17 protein-coding genes are annotated in these 18,736 nt (G+C 61.6%); 8 read left to right on the top strand and 9 right to left on the bottom strand.

What is annotated here, in order from left to right; all coding sequences use genetic code 11:
* Positions 1-40: 40 nt before the first annotated feature.
* From ACSQ3F_RS08260 to ACSQ3F_RS08230, 7 genes are all read right to left on the bottom strand, one after another.
* The gene (locus tag ACSQ3F_RS08260) at positions 41-322 is read right to left on the bottom strand and encodes a DUF2160 domain-containing protein (RefSeq protein ID WP_436099783.1); all 282 of its coding nucleotides are present in this window, start codon (positions 320-322) and stop codon (positions 41-43) included.
* 10 nt (positions 323-332) lie between these two features.
* On the bottom strand, positions 333-1,157 hold the full coding sequence (locus tag ACSQ3F_RS08255) for a carbohydrate ABC transporter permease (protein WP_436099782.1): 825 nt from the start codon (positions 1,155-1,157) through the stop codon (positions 333-335).
* A 22-nt stretch (positions 1,158-1,179) separates the two neighbouring features.
* Complete coding sequence (locus ACSQ3F_RS08250; RefSeq protein ID WP_436099781.1) at positions 1,180-2,046, bottom strand: carbohydrate ABC transporter permease; 867 nt, start codon at positions 2,044-2,046, stop codon at positions 1,180-1,182.
* Between the two features lie 2 nt (positions 2,047-2,048).
* On the bottom strand, positions 2,049-3,119 hold the full coding sequence (locus tag ACSQ3F_RS08245) for an ABC transporter ATP-binding protein (protein WP_436099780.1): 1,071 nt from the start codon (positions 3,117-3,119) through the stop codon (positions 2,049-2,051).
* A gap of 10 nt (positions 3,120-3,129) precedes the next feature.
* Positions 3,130-4,224: an ABC transporter ATP-binding protein gene (locus tag ACSQ3F_RS08240; RefSeq protein WP_436099779.1), complete on the bottom strand. Its 1,095-nt coding sequence runs from the start codon at positions 4,222-4,224 to the stop codon at positions 3,130-3,132.
* Between the two features lie 46 nt (positions 4,225-4,270).
* Entirely contained in the window at positions 4,271-5,812 is a 1,542-nt protein-coding gene (gene glpD, locus ACSQ3F_RS08235; RefSeq protein WP_436099778.1) for a glycerol-3-phosphate dehydrogenase, read from the bottom strand.
* 104 nt (positions 5,813-5,916) lie between these two features.
* A complete protein-coding gene (locus ACSQ3F_RS08230) occupies positions 5,917-6,681 on the bottom strand; it encodes a DeoR/GlpR family DNA-binding transcription regulator (RefSeq protein ID WP_436099777.1) in 765 nt (254 codons plus the stop codon).
* 175 nt (positions 6,682-6,856) lie between these two features.
* Between ACSQ3F_RS08230 and ACSQ3F_RS08225 the strand changes: the two genes are divergently transcribed.
* From ACSQ3F_RS08225 to ACSQ3F_RS08195, 7 genes are all read left to right on the top strand, one after another.
* Positions 6,857-7,627 (top strand): SDR family NAD(P)-dependent oxidoreductase, encoded by a 771-nt coding sequence (locus tag ACSQ3F_RS08225; RefSeq protein ID WP_436099776.1) that lies wholly within the window; start codon positions 6,857-6,859, stop codon positions 7,625-7,627.
* A 34-nt stretch (positions 7,628-7,661) separates the two neighbouring features.
* Positions 7,662-8,558, top strand: a complete 897-nt coding sequence (locus tag ACSQ3F_RS08220) for a LysR family transcriptional regulator (protein WP_436099775.1) — start codon at positions 7,662-7,664, stop codon at positions 8,556-8,558.
* A 196-nt stretch (positions 8,559-8,754) separates the two neighbouring features.
* On the top strand, positions 8,755-9,234 hold the full coding sequence (locus ACSQ3F_RS08215) for a formate dehydrogenase subunit gamma (protein ID WP_436099774.1): 480 nt from the start codon (positions 8,755-8,757) through the stop codon (positions 9,232-9,234).
* On the top strand, positions 9,231-10,787 hold the full coding sequence (locus ACSQ3F_RS08210; protein ID WP_436099773.1) for a formate dehydrogenase beta subunit: 1,557 nt from the start codon (positions 9,231-9,233) through the stop codon (positions 10,785-10,787). Before ACSQ3F_RS08215 ends, ACSQ3F_RS08210 begins: the two co-directional genes overlap by 4 nt.
* A gap of 228 nt (positions 10,788-11,015) precedes the next feature.
* Entirely contained in the window at positions 11,016-13,910 is a 2,895-nt protein-coding gene (gene fdhF / locus ACSQ3F_RS08205) for a formate dehydrogenase subunit alpha (protein WP_436099772.1), read from the top strand.
* A 293-nt stretch (positions 13,911-14,203) separates the two neighbouring features.
* Positions 14,204-15,031 (top strand): formate dehydrogenase accessory sulfurtransferase FdhD, encoded by an 828-nt coding sequence (gene fdhD / locus ACSQ3F_RS08200; protein ID WP_436099771.1) that lies wholly within the window; start codon positions 14,204-14,206, stop codon positions 15,029-15,031.
* Positions 15,021-15,317 carry a formate dehydrogenase subunit delta gene (locus ACSQ3F_RS08195; protein ID WP_436099770.1) on the top strand — a complete coding sequence of 99 codons (297 nt, stop codon included), beginning with the start codon at positions 15,021-15,023 and terminating at the stop codon, positions 15,315-15,317. Before fdhD ends, ACSQ3F_RS08195 begins: the two co-directional genes overlap by 11 nt.
* Here ACSQ3F_RS08195 and ACSQ3F_RS08190 read toward each other — a convergent pair.
* A complete protein-coding gene (locus tag ACSQ3F_RS08190) occupies positions 15,307-15,738 on the bottom strand; it encodes an Lrp/AsnC family transcriptional regulator (protein WP_436099769.1) in 432 nt (143 codons plus the stop codon). The genes ACSQ3F_RS08195 and ACSQ3F_RS08190 overlap by 11 nt on opposite strands.
* Before the next feature lie 124 nt (positions 15,739-15,862).
* Here ACSQ3F_RS08190 and ACSQ3F_RS08185 point away from each other — a divergent pair, with 124 nt between their 5' ends.
* On the top strand, positions 15,863-16,966 hold the full coding sequence (locus tag ACSQ3F_RS08185) for a saccharopine dehydrogenase C-terminal domain-containing protein (RefSeq protein WP_436099768.1): 1,104 nt from the start codon (positions 15,863-15,865) through the stop codon (positions 16,964-16,966).
* Between the two features lie 220 nt (positions 16,967-17,186).
* Here the strand turns inward: ACSQ3F_RS08185 and ACSQ3F_RS08180 are convergent, their stop codons facing one another.
* The gene (locus ACSQ3F_RS08180; protein WP_436099767.1) at positions 17,187-18,614 is read right to left on the bottom strand and encodes a mannose-1-phosphate guanylyltransferase/mannose-6-phosphate isomerase; all 1,428 of its coding nucleotides are present in this window, start codon (positions 18,612-18,614) and stop codon (positions 17,187-17,189) included.
* Positions 18,615-18,736 lie beyond the last annotated feature (122 nt).

Here is an 18,736-nt window from a genome sequence, read left to right as displayed (position 1 = left end):
TCGGGCGGCCTCCCAGGCAACCCGTTTCAGTATTCTTGCCTCAGACCAGCTTGAAGACGCCGACGGCGTACACGATGGAAAGCGCAAGAGCCCACCACACGTTGGGGCCGACGAGCCCCAGCCATGCGAGATGAATAAAGGCGGCTCCGAGCAGCGAGACGAAGAGCCGGTCGCCGCGCGTGGTTTCGAAGCGCAGGATGCCGACACGCGGATTGCCGCCCGGCGATATGTATTCCCAGATGCCCATGCCGACGAGCAGGGCAAGGATCGTCAGGAAGAAGAGCGCTGTCGGCAGCGTCCATGCCATCCATGAAAAGTCCATGACGCTCTCCTTACACGCGGCCCAGGGCGAAGCCCTTGGCGATATAGTTTCTGACGAAATAGATGACGATCGCGCCCGGGATGATGGTGAGCACGCCGGCCGCGGCAAGCACGCCCCAGTCCATGCCTGACGCCGAGACCGTGCGCGTCATGATGGCGGCGATCGGCTTGGCGGCGGTCGTCGTCAGCGTCCGGGCGATCAGGAGTTCGACCCAGGAGAACATGAAGCAGAAGAAGGCGGCGACACCGATTCCGCTAGCGATCAGCGGGATATAGATCCGCAGGAAGAAGCGCGGGAAGGAATAGCCGTCGATATAGGCGGTCTCGTCGATCTCCTTCGGCACGCCGGACATGAAGCCTTCGAGGATCCAGACGGCCAGCGGCACGTTGAACAGGCAGTGCGCGAGCGCCACGGCGATGTGCGTGTCGATCAGGCCGAAGGCGGAATAGAGCTGGAAGAACGGCAGCGCGAAAACGGCCGGCGGCGCCATGCGATTGGTAAGCAGCCAGAAGAACAGGTGCTTATCGCCGAGGAACCGGTAGCGCGAGAAGGCATAGGCCGCCGGCAGCGCCACCGAAACCGAGATGATCGTATTCAAGACGACATAGATGATCGAGTTGATATAGCCCTTGTACCAGGATGGATCGGTGAAGATCACCGCGTAGTTCCGAAGCGTCGGCGCATGCGGATAGAGCGAGAAGGCACCGGTGATCTCCGTGTTCGTCTTGAAGCTCATATTGACGAGCCAGTAGATCGGCAGAAGCAGGAACAGGATGTAGATCGTCGGCACGAGCCAGGACAGGTTGCGGCCGGAGACTTGAGTGGCTGTGGTCATTTGTTTTTCCTCCCTCCGGCCGTCACTTCTGCGCATCGCTGGTTGTCATCACGGTGTAGAAGATCCATGAGAGCAACAGGATGATCAGGAAGTAGATGAGCGAAAGTGCTGCTGCCGGACCGAGGTCGAACTGGCCGACGGCCATCTTGACGAGATCGATCGACAGGAATGTCGTGGAGTTGCCGGGGCCGCCGCCGGTGACGACGAAGGGCTCTGTGTAGATCATGAAACTGTCCATGAAGCGCAGCAGGAAGGCGATCAGCAGAACGCGCTTCATTTTCGGCAGCTGGATGTAGCGGAACACCGACCAGCGCGACGCGCCATCGATCTTGGCAGCCTGATAATAGGCGTCCGGGATCGAGACGAGACCGGCGTAGCAAAGCAACACGACGAGGCTCGTCCAGTGCCAGATGTCCATGACGATCAGTGTGATCCAGGCGTCGAAGACGTTGTTGACGTAATTGTAGTTCACGCCCAACGCTGCCAGCGTATAGCCGAGCAGGCCAATATCGACGCGGCCGAACACCTGCCAGATGGTGCCGACGACATTCCACGGAATGAGCAGCGGCAGCGACATCAGGACGAGGCAGACGGGAACGCCCAGCCCCTTCTTCGGCATGTTGAGCGCAATCAGGATGCCGAGTGGGATCTCGATCGTCAGGATGATCGCCGAGAAAATCAGGTTGCGGGTGAGCGCGTCCCAGAAGCGGTCCGAATGCAGGACGTCCGTGAACCAGTCGGTTCCTGCCCAGAAGAACTCGTTGTTGCCGAACGTGTCCTGAACCGAGTAGTTGACCACCGTCATCAGCGGGATGACCGCCGAGAAGGCGACCAGCACCAGCACCGGCAGGACCATGAACCAGGCCTTGTTGTTCCAGGTTTTTTCCATGGTCAGGCCTCCCCGCCTACACGCCAGGAATCGGCGTAGATATTGATGGCAGAAGGATCGAAGGTGATCTTCGGCTCCGCCGGGATCTCGCCGTCTTCGTGCACGACGATGGCGATCGGCCGGTTGGCGAAGGAAGCACGGACGATCTTCTGGCGGCCGATGTCCTCGACCTTGGAGATCGTCACCGGCATGCCCTCGCGACCGAGCCGAACGAACTCCGGCCGAATGCCAAGCTCGGTCTTGGCTCCTGCAGCGACCTTCGGCGCGAAGGACAAGGCGATCTTCTGGCCGTCGAGATCGACAGATGACCCATCGATCTTCGCGGGCAGCACGTTCATGCCCGGGGAGCCGATGAAATAACCGACGAAGGTGTGCTTCGGCTTCTCGAACAGTTCGGCCGGCGTGCCGATCTGGACGATTTCGCCGTCATACATGACGACGACCTTGTCGGCGAAGGTGAGTGCCTCGGTCTGGTCGTGGGTGACATAGACCATGGTGAAGCCGAACTGCTTGTGCAGCCGCTTCAGCTGCGAGCGCAGCACCCATTTCATATGCGGATCGATGACGGTCAGCGGCTCGTCGAACAGGATGGCGCTGACGTCGGAGCGCACGAGGCCGCGTCCAAGGGAGATCTTCTGCTTCTGGTCGGCGGTCAGCCCCTGCGCCTTCTTGCTTGCGCGGTCGGCAAGGCCGATCATCTCGAGGATTTCCTTGACGCGGCGATCAACCTCCGGTTCCTGAACGTGGCGATTGCGCAAGGGGAAAGCCAGATTGTCGTAAACGGTCATGGTGTCGTAGATGACCGGGAACTGGAACACCTGGGCGATATTGCGGTCCTGCGTCGACAGGTTGGTAACGTCCCGACCGTCGAACAGGATTTTTCCCTCGGATGGCTGCAGCAGCCCGGAAATGATGTTCAAAAGCGTGGTCTTGCCGCAGCCGGACGGACCGAGCAGCGCATAGGCGCCGCCGTCATTCCATTCGTGATGCACTTCCTTCAGCGAATAGTCCGAAGGCGATTTCGGGTTCGGGCCGTAGGCGTGGCGGATATGGTCGAGATTGATGCGTGCCATGGTTTCCTCCTCACGCCGCCCGAAAGGCAGAACCGCCGGCATGACCGCCGATCGCGCGCCCGTCCGTCCCGAAGGCCATCAGATGGCGCGTATCGACGAAAAGCTCGATCGCCGTGTCCGGCTCGATGTCGTGAATGCCGTGTTCGAGCATGACCCAGCGCGAACCGGCACAATCGACGTGGATGAAACTTTCCGAGCCGGCGATTTCCGAAATGATGATCCGCGCCTTCAGCGTCGCCGCCGTTTCATGCGGACGGGCGACCGACAGGTGGTGCGGATGGAAGGCAACCGTGTAGCGGCCATCGGCAATCGCCGACAGGTGCGCGGGCACCGGCAGAACGGGGATGCCGTCCCTATCGAAGGTATTGCCGGACTTCACCAGATCGATGGTGTTGAGCGGCGGGTCGGCAAAGGTCTTTGCGGTCACGATATCGGCCGGCTTGCGATAGACCGAGATGGTCGAGCCGAACTGGCTGATGCGGCCCTGATTGAGCGTCGCCGTGTTGCCGCCGAGCAAAAGGGCCTCGGCCGGTTCCGTCGTCGCATAGACGAAGATCGAGCCGGAAGCGGCAAAGAGCTTGGGCAGTTCTTCGCGCAGCTCCTCACGCAGCTTGTAGTCGAGGTTGGCGAGCGGCTCGTCGAGCAAAACGAGGCTCGCATTCTTGACGATGGCGCGGGCAAGTGCCGTGCGCTGCTGCTGGCCACCGGACAGATTGAGCGGCGTGCGCTCCAGATAGGGCGTCAGCTTCATCAGCTCGGCGGCCTTGCGGACCTCGCGATCGACCGTTGCGTGATCCTTGCCGGAAATGCGCATCGGCGAAGCGATGTTCTCATAGACCGTCATCGCCGGATAGTTGATGAACTGCTGGTAGACCATGGCAACGCTGCGATCCTGCACGCGCACGCCGGTCACGTCTTTTCCGTCAAAGGTGATGGTGCCGGTCGTCGGCTTGTCGAGGCCGGCCATCAGCCGCATCAGCGACGTCTTGCCCGACAGCGTCGGGCCGAGCAGCACATTGAGCGAGCCCCGCTCCAGTACAAGATCGGTCGGATGGATATGCGTATCCGCACCCACGACCTTGGTTATGTTTTTCAGTTCAAGCATTCTTAAGGCTTCCTCCCAGCCATCGGCAGCGCCATCCCGGCGCCCTTCAGGCAACCCTGCGGATGGTCTCCCGCATGTATTCCTCCAACCCGGCGGCCTCCGCCTGGGTCAATTTCAGTCCAAGCTTGGTGCGGCGCCACAGCACGTCCTCGGCGCGCCGCGCCCATTCCTCGCTGATCAGCCACTGCACCTCGACCTCATAGAGATCGGCGCCGAAATGCCGTCCAAGGCCCTCGGGCCTATCGATCTTGCCGAGCAGTGTCGCGGCCAGTGTACCGTAGAGCCGAACCAGCCGGCGCGCGTGGCGCTCGGCCAGAAAGGGATAGCGGCCCTTGAGCTTTGAGACTTCGGCCTCGTAGCCGGTCGCCGGGAAATCCCCGCCTGGCAGCACGCTTTTAGCCGTCCACGGGCCACCCTTGGCGCCGATCGCGCCGGCGACCTTTTCCAGTGCATGTTCGCTGAGCCGCCGATAGGTCGTCAGCTTGCCGCCAAAGACGTTGAGCAGCGGCGCGTCGCCATTGTTGGCGTCGATCTTCAGCACGTAGTCGCGCGTGGCTTCCTGCGCCTTCGAGGCGCCGTCATCGTAAAGCGGACGCACGCCGGAATAGGTCCAGACGACATCGGAGGGCTTGACCGGTTCGGAGAAATACTCGCTTGCCGCATTGCAGAGATAGTTGATCTCGCCCTCGGTGATGTGGATGTTTTTCGGGTCGCCGGTGAAATCGCTGTCGGTCGTGCCGATCAGGGTGAAATCAGTCTCATAGGGAATTGCGAAGATGATGCGGTTGTCCGGATTCTGGAAGAAATAGGCGCGCGGATCGTCGAACTTCTTCTTCACAACGATATGGCTGCCCTGAACCAGCCGGACATTGTGGACACTGTTCTTGCGAACGGCATTCGACAGGACGACGTCGACCCAGGGGCCGGCTGCGTTGATCAACATGCGCGCCTTGAACGTATTGACGGCACCGGTCGCACCATCCTCGACGTCGACCGACCAGAGGCCGCCCTCGCGCTTGGCCGAAACCACGCGGCTGCGGGTCATGATGCGGGCGCCCTTTTGCGCCGCGTCGCGGGCGTTCAAGACCACCAGCCGAGCATCATCGACCCAGCCGTCGGAATATTCGAATGCCTTGGCGAACAGCGCCTTCAGCGGCTTGGCAGCCGGATCGCGGCGCATGTCGAGCGTGCGGGTGGCGGGAAGCAGCTTGCGGCCGCCGATATGATCGTAAAGGAAGAGGCCGAGGCGGATGAGCCAGGCCGGCCGGACGCCGCCCTTGTGGAAGGGCAGGACGAAACGCATCGGCCAGATGATGTGCGGCGCCATGGCCCAAAGCACCTCGCGCTCCATCAGCGATTCACGCACCAGCCTGAACTCGTAATGTTCAAGATAGCGCAGTCCGCCGTGAATGAGCTTGGTGGCGCGCGAGGATGTGCCGGACGCAAAATCGTCCATTTCAGCAAGCGCAACCGTAAAACCACGGCCGGCGGCATCCCTTGCGATGCCGCACCCATTGATGCCGCCACCGATTACGAAGATGTCGAATACGTCCTGCGCAGGCACTGCTTCCCCTCCCACATTTCGCATTGCACAATATTGAGCACATGCGAAAGTGAAAACACTTAAAACGAAAATCTTACGAATGTCAAACGAATGTTTATGGAAACCAGACCCGTGGAAAATAAGTAATTTTACCGTGAGGTCTCGATCAGCCGGACGTCCTGCTCCTGGCAGATGGCCCGCACGTTCTCGACCGGACAGATATCGGTGATGAAGGTGTGAACCTGGGTGATATGGCCGATCCGCACCGGGGCGGTGCGCTCGAATTTGGTCGAATCGGAAACGAGAATGACGTGGCGAGCATTGGCGATGATCGCTTGCGCCACTTTCACTTCGCGGTAATCGAAATCGAGAAGCGCGCCATCGTGATCGATCGCGGAGGCGCCGATGACGGCGTAATCCACCTTGAACTGGCGTATGAAATCGACCGCCGCCTCGCCGACGATGCCACCATCTGCGCCGCGCACAACACCGCCGGCGATCACCACCTCGATCGAGGGAAATACCCGTAACCGATTGGCAACATTTATGTTATTTGTGATGACCATCAGTTCCGTGTGATCAAGCAGCGCTTCGCCGACCGCTTCCGTCGTCGTGCCGATATTGATGAACAGCGAAGAATTGTTGGGGATCATCGCGGCCGCGGCCTGGCCGATCGCCTGCTTTTCGAGCGCTGCAATCGAACGGCGCGCTTCGTATTTCACATTCTCATTGCCGCGCGGGAAAATCGCGCCGCCATGAATGCGTGTCAGCACCCGGCCGTCGCAAAGGTCATTCAGGTCCTTGCGGATGGTCTGCGGGGTGACCGAAAAACGCGCGGCGAGTTCATCGACGAGAACCCGGCCGTCCGTCTTGGCAAGCTCGAGGATTTCCGACTGCCGGCCCGTCAGATACATGAATATTCCCTCCCCGTCGTTTTCGTTTTCTTTCATAATATGCAAAAACGAAAGCAGCGCAATTTCATAAACGCAGCGAGCGCTCGAAAATGAACCTTCCCCTGAGAAGGGAACTCTGCCGCGTTGCAATTCAAGCCATGATGCGACAGCCTGTGGTCGCTGAGGAGGAATTCAGATGTTTCATCCATCGCTGTTCAAGGGCATGAACGTCGTCGTCACCGGCGCCGGCCGCGGCATCGGGCTGGAAGTGGCGCGGCAGTTTCTCGATTGCGGCGCAATCGTCTATCTGCACGGTGGACGTATGGCGCGTGAACCACTGCCCGACTTTCTCGACGCGGCACTTATGGAAGGCCGGGCGTTTCTGTCCTATGCCGATTTCTCGACCGCCGGCGGTGTCGAGATGCTCGCAGCAGGCATAGCCACGCGGTTCCAGGCCATCGATGTGCTGGTCAACAATGCCGGCACCATGGTCGGGCGGTTTCTGGCCGACGAACTGACGGATGAACAATATGAAACGGTCGTGCAACTGAACCAGACGTCCGTGGTCCAGACCACCCGCGCCCTCTTGCCGCTTCTCAAGCGCGGCATGCATCCGGCCATCATCAACACCGTTTCGATCTCGGCGCTGACCGGCGGCAGTGCCGGTTCCGCCATCTATTCGGCGACCAAGGCCTTCGTTTCGACCTATTCCAAGGCGCTTGCCCGCGAACTGGCGCCGGCGGGCATTCGGGTCAATTGCGTTTCACCAGGCACGATCACCACCGACTTCCACGAACGCTATTCCTCGGTCGAGAAACTGGAAGCGACGCGCATGACCATCCCCTTGCAGCGGCTCGGCACGGCGGAAGACTGCGCACCCGCCTATCTCTTCCTCGCCTCGAACGCGCTCTCCGGCTATATCACGGGCCAGGTTCTCGAAGTGAACGGCGGACAATTGATCTGCTGAGAGCAGACAGGACGGCATTTGGGAGGGGTGGCGCGTGATCGACAAGCTGGAATTCTTCATCGCACTCGCCCAGGAGCGGCATTTCGGCCGGGCCGCCGAACAATGCGGCATCACCCAGCCGACGCTTTCGGCCGCGATCAAACAACTGGAAGATCAACTGGGCGTCATGCTCGTCAATCGCGGCTCGCGCTACCAAAGCCTGACGCCGGAAGGTCAGCGCGTGCTGGAATGGGCACGCCGGATCGTCGGCGATTCGCGCACCATGCACGAGGAAATGCGCGCGGCCCGGCGCGGCCTCGTCGGACACATAAGGTTGGCGGCGGTACCGACGACGCTTGCCATGGTGCCGCGCATTACTGCACCCTTCCAGGAGAAGCACCCGGAGGTGACTTTCTCGGTTCTTTCGACGACATCTCTCAAGATCCTCGGATTGCTCGAAAATCTCGAGATCGACGCCGGCCTCACCTATCTCGAGAACGAACCGCTCGGGCGCGTCACCAGCGTGCCGCTGCAGGTGGAGCGCTATCATCTCGTCACGGCCGCCGGAACCGAGCTGGCGGATCGAGAAACCGTGACCTGGAAGGAAGTCGGCGGTATTCGGCTTTGTCTATTGACCGCCGACATGCAGAACCGGCGCATCATCAACCAGCATTTCGCCGAGGCCGGCGTAACCGTCGCGCCGACACTCGAATCCAACTCGATGATCGTGCTTTTTTCGCATGTTCGCACGGGTCACTGGTCCAGCATCATGCCCTATAACGTCGGGAAATCATTCGGTTTTCACGATGACATCCGCCTGATCCCGATCGTCGAGCCGGACGCGCAACACACGGTCGGCCTGGTTGCAACACATCGCGAGCCGTTCACCCCGCTCGTCTCCGCTCTTTTGCATGAAGCCCGCATTTTGGCCGAGGCGCAGTCGTTCCGATAGAAAATATCTATCGCTCAACGAAACAGGCGTATTGACCCCTTCCGTAGCTGCTGCGAAGCTCATTTCCTGCGCGAAGCGTGATGGTGGCTTTGCCCTGACCGGCCGGATGTTCTTGGAGGAGCGTCGGCCAAAACGGTCTCGGCAGATACCCCATCATCGCCAAGCGAAATTCGTTTCAGTTCGGGAGGTCTGAACGTTGAACCTGCATCTATCAAGCCGCGATATCGGCGTCCGGACGCTGGATATCGTCAGCGAGATGAAGTCGCTCGAGGGGCCGCTTCTACCGATCCTGCATGAGATCCAGGCCGAGTTCGGCTATGTGCCGCAAGAGGCCCTGCCGATCATTGCGCGCGAGCTCAACCTGTCGCGCGCCGAGGTCCACGGCGTCGTCACCTTCTATCATGACTATCGCGACCACCCGGCAGGCCGGCACGTCTTAAAACTCTGTCGCGCCGAAGCCTGCCAGTCGATGGGCGGCGACCGGCTTGCCGAACGGGTGAAGGCGCTGCTCGGCATCGATTTCCACCAGACGACGCTCGACGGGGCGGTGACGCTGGAACCCGTCTATTGTCTTGGGCTCTGTTCCGCCGCACCCGCCGCAATGCTCGACGGCGAGGTGCACGGGCGGCTCGATGCGGATGCGGTAGATAACCTCGTTGCGGAGGTGCGCGCATGACCGTCAAGATTTTCGTTCCCAAAGATGCGGCGGCATTGGCGCTTGGCGCCGAGCGGGTCGCCAAGGCGCTCGCAGGCGAAATCGAAGCGCGCGGCATCGACGCCACGATCGTGCGCAACGGATCGCGCGGCCTGCACTGGCTGGAGCCGATGATCGAGGTCGAGACACCCGAAGGCCGGATCGCCTATGGTCCGGTCAAGGCATCCGATGTCGCCTCCCTGCTCGATGCCGGGCTGGCGACGGGTGGCAACCATGCGCTCTGTCTCGGGAAAACCGAGGAACTGCCGTTCCTGAAAAGCCAGACGCGGCTGACCTTTGCCCGCTGCGGCATCGTCGATCCGTTGTCGCTTAGCGACTACCGGGCGCATGACGGGCTGAAAGGCCTGGAAAGAGCCGTGACGCTCACGCCGGCCGATATCGTCGCCCATGTGACCGAGAGCGGTCTTCGCGGCCGCGGTGGCGCGGGCTTCCCGACCGGTATCAAATGGAAGACGGTTCTGGATACCCCAGGTGCGCGAAAATACATCGTCTGCAATGCCGACGAGGGCGATTCGGGTACCTTTGCCGACCGCATGATCATGGAGGGCGATCCGTTCGTGCTGATCGAGGGTATGGCGATCGCCGGCATCGCGACAGGCGCCACCAAGGGTTTCGTCTATATCCGTTCGGAATATCCGCATGCCATCGCGACGATGACGCAGGCCGTCGAGATCGCCCACAGGGCGGGCGTGCTCGGCACCTCGGTACTCGGCTCGGCCAACGCGTTCGACATCGAGATCCGCACTGGCGCCGGCGCCTATGTCTGCGGCGAGGAAACGGCGCTTTTGAACTCGCTCGAAGGCAAGCGCGGCATCGTCCGCGCCAAGCCGCCGCTGCCGGCCCATAAGGGCCTGTTCGACTGTCCGACCGTCATCAACAACGTCATCTCCCTCGCCTCGGTGCCGATCATCCTGGACAAGGGGCCGGTCTACTACAAGGACTTCGGAATGGGCCGCTCGCGCGGCACGATCCCGATCCAGATCGCCGGCAACGTCAAGCATCGCGGGCTTTATGAGGCCGCCTTCGGCCTGACACTCGGCCAGATCGTCGACGACATCGGCGGCGGCACCGCGTCTGGACGTCCGGTGAAAGCCGTGCAGGTCGGCGGCCCGCTCGGCGCCTATTTCCCGCGCGCGCTGTTCGATACGCCGTTCGACTACGAGGCCTTCGCCGCCAAGGACGGCCTGATCGGCCATGCCGGCATCGTCGTTTTCGACGACACGGCCGACATGCTGAAGCAGGCCCGCTTCGCCATGGAGTTCTGCGCAGTCGAAAGCTGCGGCAAGTGCACCCCCTGCCGCATCGGCTCGGCGCGCGGCGTCGAGGTGGCCGACAAGATCGCCCAGGGGATCGAGCCGGAGAAAAACCGAGAATTGCTTGCCGACCTCTGCAACACGATGAAATTCGGCTCGCTCTGCGCGCTCGGCGGCTTCACGCCCTATCCGGTGATGAGCGCCATGACCCATTTCCCGGACGATTTTTCACCGGCTCCGATGGTGGAGGCGGCGGAATGATGAGTTTGCTGCACCATACCCCCCTCTGCCCTGTCGGGCATCTCCCCCACAAGGGGGGAGATCGCATGCGGCTCCGTCCCATTGCCAAAAACAGTACCTCTTTGCTCGGAATGCCCGAGGGAAAAGAACAATCTCCCCCCTTGTGGGGGAGATGTCACGAAGTGACAGAGGGGGGTAAAGCCTCCCCGCGCGCAAGATTTTCCGTCCTTTCCGCACCGGAGGCCGCCCATGCCCCTCATTTCTGAAATCGACTTCGGCACCCCCGCCTCCCGTTCGGAAAAGATGGTGACGCTCACGATCGACGGCAACGAGATCACTGTTCCGGAAGGCACTTCGATCATGCGCGCCTCGATGGAGGCCGGCATCGAAGTGCCGAAGCTCTGCGCCACCGACATGATGGACTCCTTCGGCTCCTGCCGGCTCTGTCTGGTGGAAATCGAAGGCCGGGCCGGGATGCCAGCCTCCTGCACGACGCCGGTGGCGCCCGGAATGAATGTTTCCACCCAGACCCCGCGGCTCAAGGATGTCCGCCGCGGCGTCATGGAACTCTATATTTCCGACCACCCGCTCGACTGCCTGACCTGCGCCGCCAATGGCGATTGCGAGTTGCAGGACATGGCCGGCGCGGTCGGCCTGCGCGATGTGCGTTACGGCTATGACGGCGCAAACCACGTCAAGGCGCGCGACAATGGCGGCATCAACGTCAACTGGGCGCCGAAGGACGAATCCAACCCCTATTTCACCTTCGATCCGGCGAAATGCATCGTCTGCTCGCGCTGCGTGCGGGCCTGCGAAGAGGTTCAGGGCACGTTTGCGCTGACGATCGAAGGACGCGGATTCGACAGCCGCGTTTCCGCCGGCATGCATGAGAATTTCCTGGAGTCGGAATGCGTCTCCTGTGGCGCCTGCGTGCAGGCCTGTCCGACGGCGACGCTCACCGAAAAATCGGTGATCGATATCGGCCAGCCGGAGCATTCGGTCGTCACCACCTGCGCCTATTGCGGCGTCGGCTGCTCGTTCAAGGCGGAAATGCGCGGCGAAGAGCTGGTGCGCATGGTGCCGTGGAAGGACGGCCAGGCCAATCGCGGCCATTCCTGCGTCAAGGGCCGCTTCGCCTATGGCTATTCGACCCACAAGGAACGCATCCTCAACCCGATGATCCGCGAGAAGATCAGCGATCCCTGGCGCGAAGTCACCTGGGAAGAGGCGCTTGCCCACACGGCCGCCGAATTCCGGCGCATCCAGTACCAGCACGGCCGCGATTCGGTTGGCGGCATCACCTCCTCGCGCTGCACCAATGAAGAGACCTATCTGGTCCAGAAGCTGGTCCGCGCCGGTTTCGGCAACAACAATGTCGACACCTGCGCCCGCGTCTGCCATTCGCCGACCGGCTACGGCCTCGGCGCCACATTCGGCACGTCGGCCGGTACGCAGAACTTCGATTCGGTCGAACACACCGATGTCGTCATGATCATCGGCGCCAATCCGACCGACGGCCATCCGGTCTTTGCCTCGCGGCTGAAGAAGCGGCTGCGCGGTTCTGCAGGTAAGGAGGGCGCAAAGCTGATCGTCATCGATCCGCGCCGCATCGACATGGTCTCCTCGCCGCACGTCAAGGCGTCGCATCACCTGCCGCTGCGCCCCGGCACCAACGTCGCCGTTGTCACCTCGCTGGCACACGTCATCGTCACTGAAGGCCTCTATGACGAGAAATTCATCCGCGAGCGCTGCGACTGGTCGGAATTCGAGGACTGGGCAGCCTTCGTCGCCGAACCGCATCACAGCCCCGAAGCCGTGGAAAAGCTCTCCGGCGTCCCGGCCGAGGAAATCCGCGGCGCCGCCCGCCTGTTTGCCACCGGCGGCAACGGCTCGATCTATTACGGCCTCGGCGTTACCGAGCACAGCCAGGGTTCGACCACGGTCATGGCGATCGCCAATCTCGCCATGGCGACCGGCAATATCGGCCGTCCTGGTGTCGGGGTGAACCCGCTGCGCGGCCAGAACAACGTCCAGGGCTCCTGCGACATGGGCTCCTTCCCGCACGAACTGCCGGGTTATCGCCACGTGTCGGACGACGCGACCCGCGACATCTTCGAAAAACTCTGGGGCGTGACGATCTCCAACGAGCCGGGCCTGCGCATCCCCAACATGCTGGACGCCGCCGTCGATGGCTCGTTCAAGGGCATCTACATCCAGGGCGAGGACATCCTGCAGTCAGACCCGGACACCAAGCACGTCTCGGCCGGTCTCGCCGCGATGGAATGCGTCGTCGTGCAGGACCTGTTCCTCAACGAGACGGCCAACTACGCCCATGTCTTCCTGCCCGGTTCGACCTTCCTCGAAAAGGACGGCACCTTCACCAATGCCGAGCGCCGCATCAACCGGGTGCGCAAGGTGATGACGCCGCGCAACGGTTATGCCGATTGGGAAGTGACGCAGAAGCTGGCGCAGGCGATGGGCCTGAACTGGAATTACGGCCATCCGTCGCAGATCATGGACGAGATCGCCGCGACGACGCCGAGCTTCGCCATGGTGTCCTACGACTACCTCGAAAAGATGGGCTCGGTGCAGTGGCCCTGCAACGAGAAGGCGCCGCTCGGCTCGCCGATCATGCATGTCAACGGTTTCGTGCGCGGCAAGGGCAAGTTCATCCGCACGGAATATGTTGCGACCGACGAAAAGACCGGCCCGCGCTTCCCGCTGCTCCTCACCACCGGCCGAATCCTGTCCCAATACAATGTCGGCGCCCAGACGCGGCGCACGGACAATGTCGTGTGGCACGAGGAGGACCGGCTGGAAATCCACCCGAACGATGCCGAGATGCGCGGCGTGCGCGATGGCGACTGGGTGAAGCTGATGAGCCGTTCCGGCGACACGACGCTGAGAGCGCTGATCACCGAACGCGTCGCCCCCGGCGTCGTCTACACCACCTTCCACCATCCGACGACGCAGGCGAACGTCATCACCACCGACTTCTCCGACTGGGCAACCAACTGTCCGGAATATAAGGTGACAGCCGTGCAGGTCTCACCGTCGAACGGTCCATCGCAATGGCAGGTCGATTACGACGAGCAGGCCCGCCAGTCCCGCCGCATCGCGGGCAAGATGGAGGCTGCGGAGTAGGTCATCGCAATGCTGAATTTGCCGCGCATACCCCCCTCTGTCCCTTCGGGACATCTCCCCCTCAAGGGGGGAGATTGGCTGGGGCGTGCCTCGATCAAGCCCCTCCCCCCTGTGGGGAGGGGTTGGGGAGGGGACTTTCTTTTCAGCGAAAGAGAACCCCTCCCCTCCGCTTCGCTCCGACCCTCCCCACAAGGGGGAGGGTTAAACCGAGCAATCCGCATGCTCCAATCTCCCCCCTTGAGGGGGAGATGTCACGCAGTGACAGAGGGGGGTGCCCCGCACTCCGTTGCTACATGACCAAATTCAAACTCACCCGGAAAGTCCCCGAGACCGCCCGCCGCAACGGCAAACTTGGCACCGGTTCTCGCGTCGTTCCCGAAGAAACCCCGATCGCCTTTTCCTATGGCGGCTCCACCCATGCGGTGATGATGGCGACGCCGGGCGATTTCGAGGATTTCGCTATCGGCTTCAGCCTGACGGAAGGGATCATCACCGATCCCTCCGAGATCGAATCGATCGAAGCCGTTCCCGACGAGAAGGGCATCGATCTGCAGATCATCCTCAAGGACGAGCAAAACGACGCGCTCACCGCCCGCCGACGTCATATGGCCGGGCCGGTCGGCTGCGGGCTCTGCGGCATCGAATCGATCGAACAGGCGGTGCGCAAGACACCGTCAGTGTCCGCTTCGCCGCTGCGGCTGTCGGAACAGCAGATCGTCGAGGCGGTGGCGCTTCTGAACGGCCAGCAGCCGCTGCATTTCGAGACGCGGGCCGTGCACGGCGCCGGCTTCTACGTGCCCGGCAAGGGGCTGATCGCCGTGCGCGAAGACGTCGGCCGGCACAATGCGCTGGACAAGCTGGTGGGGGCCGCGGCGCGGGCCGGTTATTCCGGCGCAAGCGGCGCCGTCGTCGTCACCAGCCGCGTTTCGGTCGAGATGGTGCAGAAGACGGCGATCATCGGCAGCCCCGTCATTATCGCCATTTCCGCCCCGACGGCGCTTGCCATCCGCACGGCGGAGGAAGCCGGCATGACGCTGATTGCGCTGGTGCGCGGCGCCGACTTCGAGATTTTCACCCATTCAGACCGTATCCAGTCCGGAGCCATCGCCGATGTCGCTTGATCACACCAATGCCAAACTCGTGCGAATGGCAAACCAGATCGCCACCTTTTTCAAGTCGCAGCCGGAAGACGAGCGCACCCACGGCGTGGCGACGCACATCAACAAGTTCTGGGAGCCGCGGATGCGCACGGCGTTCTTCGAGCTTGTCGAACAAGGCGATGCAGGTTTCGACCCGATCGTGATCGCAGCCGCCGACCTCATCAAACGTCCCGGCAGTCCGTCACAACCTTCCGAACCGCCCGAGGCCATCGATCCGGCCATGCTGGAGGCTGGCTTCAGCGATTGATTCGCGTCGACAGGATGATCGACGACAGGGTCTTCTCGACGCCGTCGATCTCGCCAATCCGGTCGATGACGAGATCGAGTTCGCTGATCGAGGATGCGGCGACGATGGCGATCAGATCGAAACTGCCGCTGACGGAATGTAATGTCCGCACGTCCTCGATGGCGTACAGTTCCTGCGTCACCCGAGCCAGCGCCTTGGGCGCCAGCGTGATCAGCACATGCGCCTTGACGAGCCCTTTCTCGAAATCATCCGAAAGCCGCACGCCATAACCGGCGATCACGCCGTCGCGCTCCAGCCGCTCGATCTTCGCCTGCACCGTGGTGCGCGACAGGCCGAGCTTGCGGGCGAGAAGGGCGGTTGGCATGCGGGCGTTTTCGCTGAGAATTGCCAGAAGCTGCCGGTCTTTGTCTGCTAACGTCATTCTGATCATCCTTGACGGCAAACTGCCGATTATTGAGCGGCGTTTCTATCATATCAGAGCTTCATATCAACTGCCAGAACGCCGATACTTGCGTCAGACAGATTCAAGTTTCGGGGGACCCACTATGAAAAACATCGTCGTCATCGGAGCCGGTAAGATCGGCTCGACCATCGCCCGGCTTCTCGCCCATTCCGGCGATTATCACGTCACGCTCGCCGATCGCAGCGCCGAACAGCTCGCCATGATCGAAACGCATGACGCGATCGCCACCGCCGAGATCGACATCGCCGACAGCGATGCACTGGTGGGCCTGCTCACCGGCAAGTTCGCGGTCCTAAGCGCCGCGCCGTTCCATCTGACGATCGCGATCGCAGAAGCCGCCTCCAAGGCCGGCGTCCATTATCTCGATCTCACCGAAGACGTCGAATCAACCCGCCGGGTGAAGGCCATCGCCGAAACGGCGAATACCGCTTTCATTCCGCAGTGCGGCCTGGCGCCGGGCTTCATCTCGATCGTCGCCAATGACCTCGCCAACCATTTCGACACGCTCGACAGCGTGCGCATGCGCGTCGGCGCCCTGCCGCAGTATCCGTCCAATGCGCTCAACTACAACCTGACCTGGAGCACGGACGGCGTCATCAACGAGTATATCGAGCCCTGCGAAGCGATCGTCGAGGGCCAGCTCATCGAAGTTCCAGCTCTCGAAGAACGTGAAGAGTTTTCGCTCGACGGCGTCACCTATGAAGCCTTCAATACTTCAGGCGGCCTCGGCACGCTTTGCGAAAGCCTCAAGGGCAAGGTTCGCACGCTGAACTACCGCACCATCCGCTATCCCGGCCATGCCGCGATCATGAAGGCGCTGCTCAACGATCTCGGCCTGCGCCATCGCCGCGAAGTGCTGAAGGATATCTTCGAGAACGCGCTGCCCTCGACCATGCAGGATGTCGTCATCATCTTCGTGACCGTCGCCGGTCGCAAGGACGGCCGCCTGGTTCAGGAAACCTATGCCAACAAGGTCTACAGCGCCGTCGTTGCCGGCCGCATGATGAGCGCCATCCAGATCACCACGGCCTGCAGCATCTGCGCCGTGCTCGACATGCTGGCGAAGGGCGAACTGCCGTCGAAGGGCTTTATCCGTCAGGAAGAAATCGGGCTCGACGCCTTCCTCAAGAGCCGTTTCGGCCATCACTACGAGCAGAAAGCCTACGCGGACAAAATGGCAAGCTGACCTGCGGGGTGGCATTAACAAGACCATGGACCGCAGCGCCCGGGATTGAAAGATCTCGGGCGTTTTCGCGTGAGCTTGTCCGCGTATATGCGGCGAGCTGCCCCTCACCCGGCCTTCGGCCACCTTCTCCCCGTAAACGGGGAGAAGGGAGACAAGCAACACAGATGCTTACATGTTCAAACGGCATCCATTGTTTGAACATGCAAGGGGTGTCAAAACCCTATGTCCGGCCAAATTCGTCGTCGAGACGAACGGTGTCGTCATCCTGGAGATAGGAGCCGGTCTGGACCTCGATCAGTTCCAGCGGGATCTTGCCGGGATTGGTCAGCCGGTGCACGACGCCCTGCGGGATATAGACCGACTCGTTTTCGTGCAGCAGGCGGGTCTCGCCATTGATGGTGATTTCCGCCGTGCCGCGCACGACGATCCAGTGCTCCGAACGATGATGATGCTTCTGCAGAGAAATCTTGCGTCCGGGCCTGACATGCAGCCGTTTCACTTCGAACCGTTCGCCGCTCAGCACCGAAGAGACGTCACCCCAGGGGCGGTAGGAGGTCGGGTGCGTTTCCGTCAGCGAACGCGTCTTAGCTGACAGGGCAAGTTTCTTGACAATTTTGCCAACGTCCTGGCTGTCCTTGAGGTGTCCAACATACACAGCGTCTTCGCTGGCGATAACGGCGACATCCTCCAGTCCGTGAACGGCGAGATGAATATCTCGCGACAGGACGAGAGAGTTGCGGGTGTTGCTCACCGAAGCATTTTCGCCAACGACGTTGCCCTGCTCGTCCTTTTCGCCGATGGCCCAGACGGAGTCCCAGCTGCCAAGGTCGGACCAGCTGAAGGACGATGGAACGACCGCCGCATCGGGTGTGTTTTCAAACACCGCGTAGTCTACCGAAATATCCGGTGCCTGCGAGAAAGCAGCTTCGTCAAGGCGGTCGAAGTCGAGATCGTGCTTCGTCTCTTGTATCGCCCGCTGAGCCGCATCGTGCACGGCCGGTGCGAAACGCAGGATTTCGCCCAAGAACTGGCCGACGGGCAGCATGAACATGCCGGAGTTCCAGAGATACCGGCCGCTCGCAAGCAACTCCTCCGCACGCTCGCGGTTCGGCTTCTCGACGAAGCGGGCGACAGTCTTCGCACCGGTCTCCAGCGCCTCGCCTGTCTCGATGTAACCATAACCGGTCGCGGCTTCGGTCGGCTCAATGCCGAAGGTTACCAGCTTTCCGGCCTTCGCGGTCTCGCGGGCAATGCGGATGCAATCGAAGTAGTGCTCGCCCGTATCGATCTCGTGATCCGAAGCCAGAACCTGCATGATCGCCTCATCGCCATATTCACGCAGGACGACGAAGGCGGCGGCGGCAAGCGCAGGCGCCGTGTTGCGGGCAATCGGTTCCAGGAGGATGCTCGACAGCGGCGCTTCGAGCGCGCGAGCCTGCTCGGCCACGATGAAGCGGAACTCGGAATTGGTGACGATGACGGCCGGCGTGTACCACTCCGGGTCTGCGACGCGCTGCAAGGTTTTCTGGAACAGCGAATGATCGCCGAGAAACTGGAGAAACTGCTTGGGCGCCGCCGAGCGCGACAGCGGCCACAGCCGCGTTCCCTTGCCGCCAGCCATGATGACCGGCACGATCTTCGACGACATGCGCATCCTCTTGTCTCTTGTCGGGCCATCCGCCCGATATATCAAAAATGCCTGCGACGCGCGCAGCCTAACGGAAAACGAAGGTATGTAAATTCATTTCGCAGATGTGAGAATTTATGAAA

Source organism: Pararhizobium sp. LjRoot238 (genome assembly GCF_964252955.1).
In the GTDB taxonomy this organism is placed as follows: Bacteria; Pseudomonadota; Alphaproteobacteria; order Rhizobiales; family Rhizobiaceae; genus Pararhizobium.
This window is presented reverse-complemented; position numbering and strand designations above follow the sequence as displayed.

Coding starts and splice junctions, on each gene's coding strand:
- ACSQ3F_RS08260 (WP_436099783.1), bottom strand. CDS start 322: ATGGACTTTTCATGGATGGCATGGACGCTGCCGACAGCGCTCTTCTTC.
- ACSQ3F_RS08255 (WP_436099782.1), bottom strand. CDS start 1,157: ATGACCACAGCCACTCAAGTCTCCGGCCGCAACCTGTCCTGGCTCGTG.
- ACSQ3F_RS08250 (WP_436099781.1), bottom strand. CDS start 2,046: ATGGAAAAAACCTGGAACAACAAGGCCTGGTTCATGGTCCTGCCGGTG.
- ACSQ3F_RS08245 (WP_436099780.1), bottom strand. CDS start 3,119: ATGGCACGCATCAATCTCGACCATATCCGCCACGCCTACGGCCCGAAC.
- ACSQ3F_RS08240 (WP_436099779.1), bottom strand. CDS start 4,224: ATGCTTGAACTGAAAAACATAACCAAGGTCGTGGGTGCGGATACGCAT.
- glpD (WP_436099778.1), bottom strand. CDS start 5,812: ATGCGAAATGTGGGAGGGGAAGCAGTGCCTGCGCAGGACGTATTCGAC.
- ACSQ3F_RS08230 (WP_436099777.1), bottom strand. CDS start 6,681: ATGTATCTGACGGGCCGGCAGTCGGAAATCCTCGAGCTTGCCAAGACG.
- ACSQ3F_RS08225 (WP_436099776.1), top strand. CDS start 6,857: ATGTTTCATCCATCGCTGTTCAAGGGCATGAACGTCGTCGTCACCGGC.
- ACSQ3F_RS08210 (WP_436099773.1), top strand. CDS start 9,231: ATGACCGTCAAGATTTTCGTTCCCAAAGATGCGGCGGCATTGGCGCTT.
- fdhF (WP_436099772.1), top strand. CDS start 11,016: ATGCCCCTCATTTCTGAAATCGACTTCGGCACCCCCGCCTCCCGTTCG.
- fdhD (WP_436099771.1), top strand. CDS start 14,204: ATGACCAAATTCAAACTCACCCGGAAAGTCCCCGAGACCGCCCGCCGC.
- ACSQ3F_RS08195 (WP_436099770.1), top strand. CDS start 15,021: ATGTCGCTTGATCACACCAATGCCAAACTCGTGCGAATGGCAAACCAG.
- ACSQ3F_RS08190 (WP_436099769.1), bottom strand. CDS start 15,738: ATGACGTTAGCAGACAAAGACCGGCAGCTTCTGGCAATTCTCAGCGAA.
- ACSQ3F_RS08185 (WP_436099768.1), top strand. CDS start 15,863: ATGAAAAACATCGTCGTCATCGGAGCCGGTAAGATCGGCTCGACCATC.
- ACSQ3F_RS08180 (WP_436099767.1), bottom strand. CDS start 18,614: ATGTCGTCGAAGATCGTGCCGGTCATCATGGCTGGCGGCAAGGGAACG.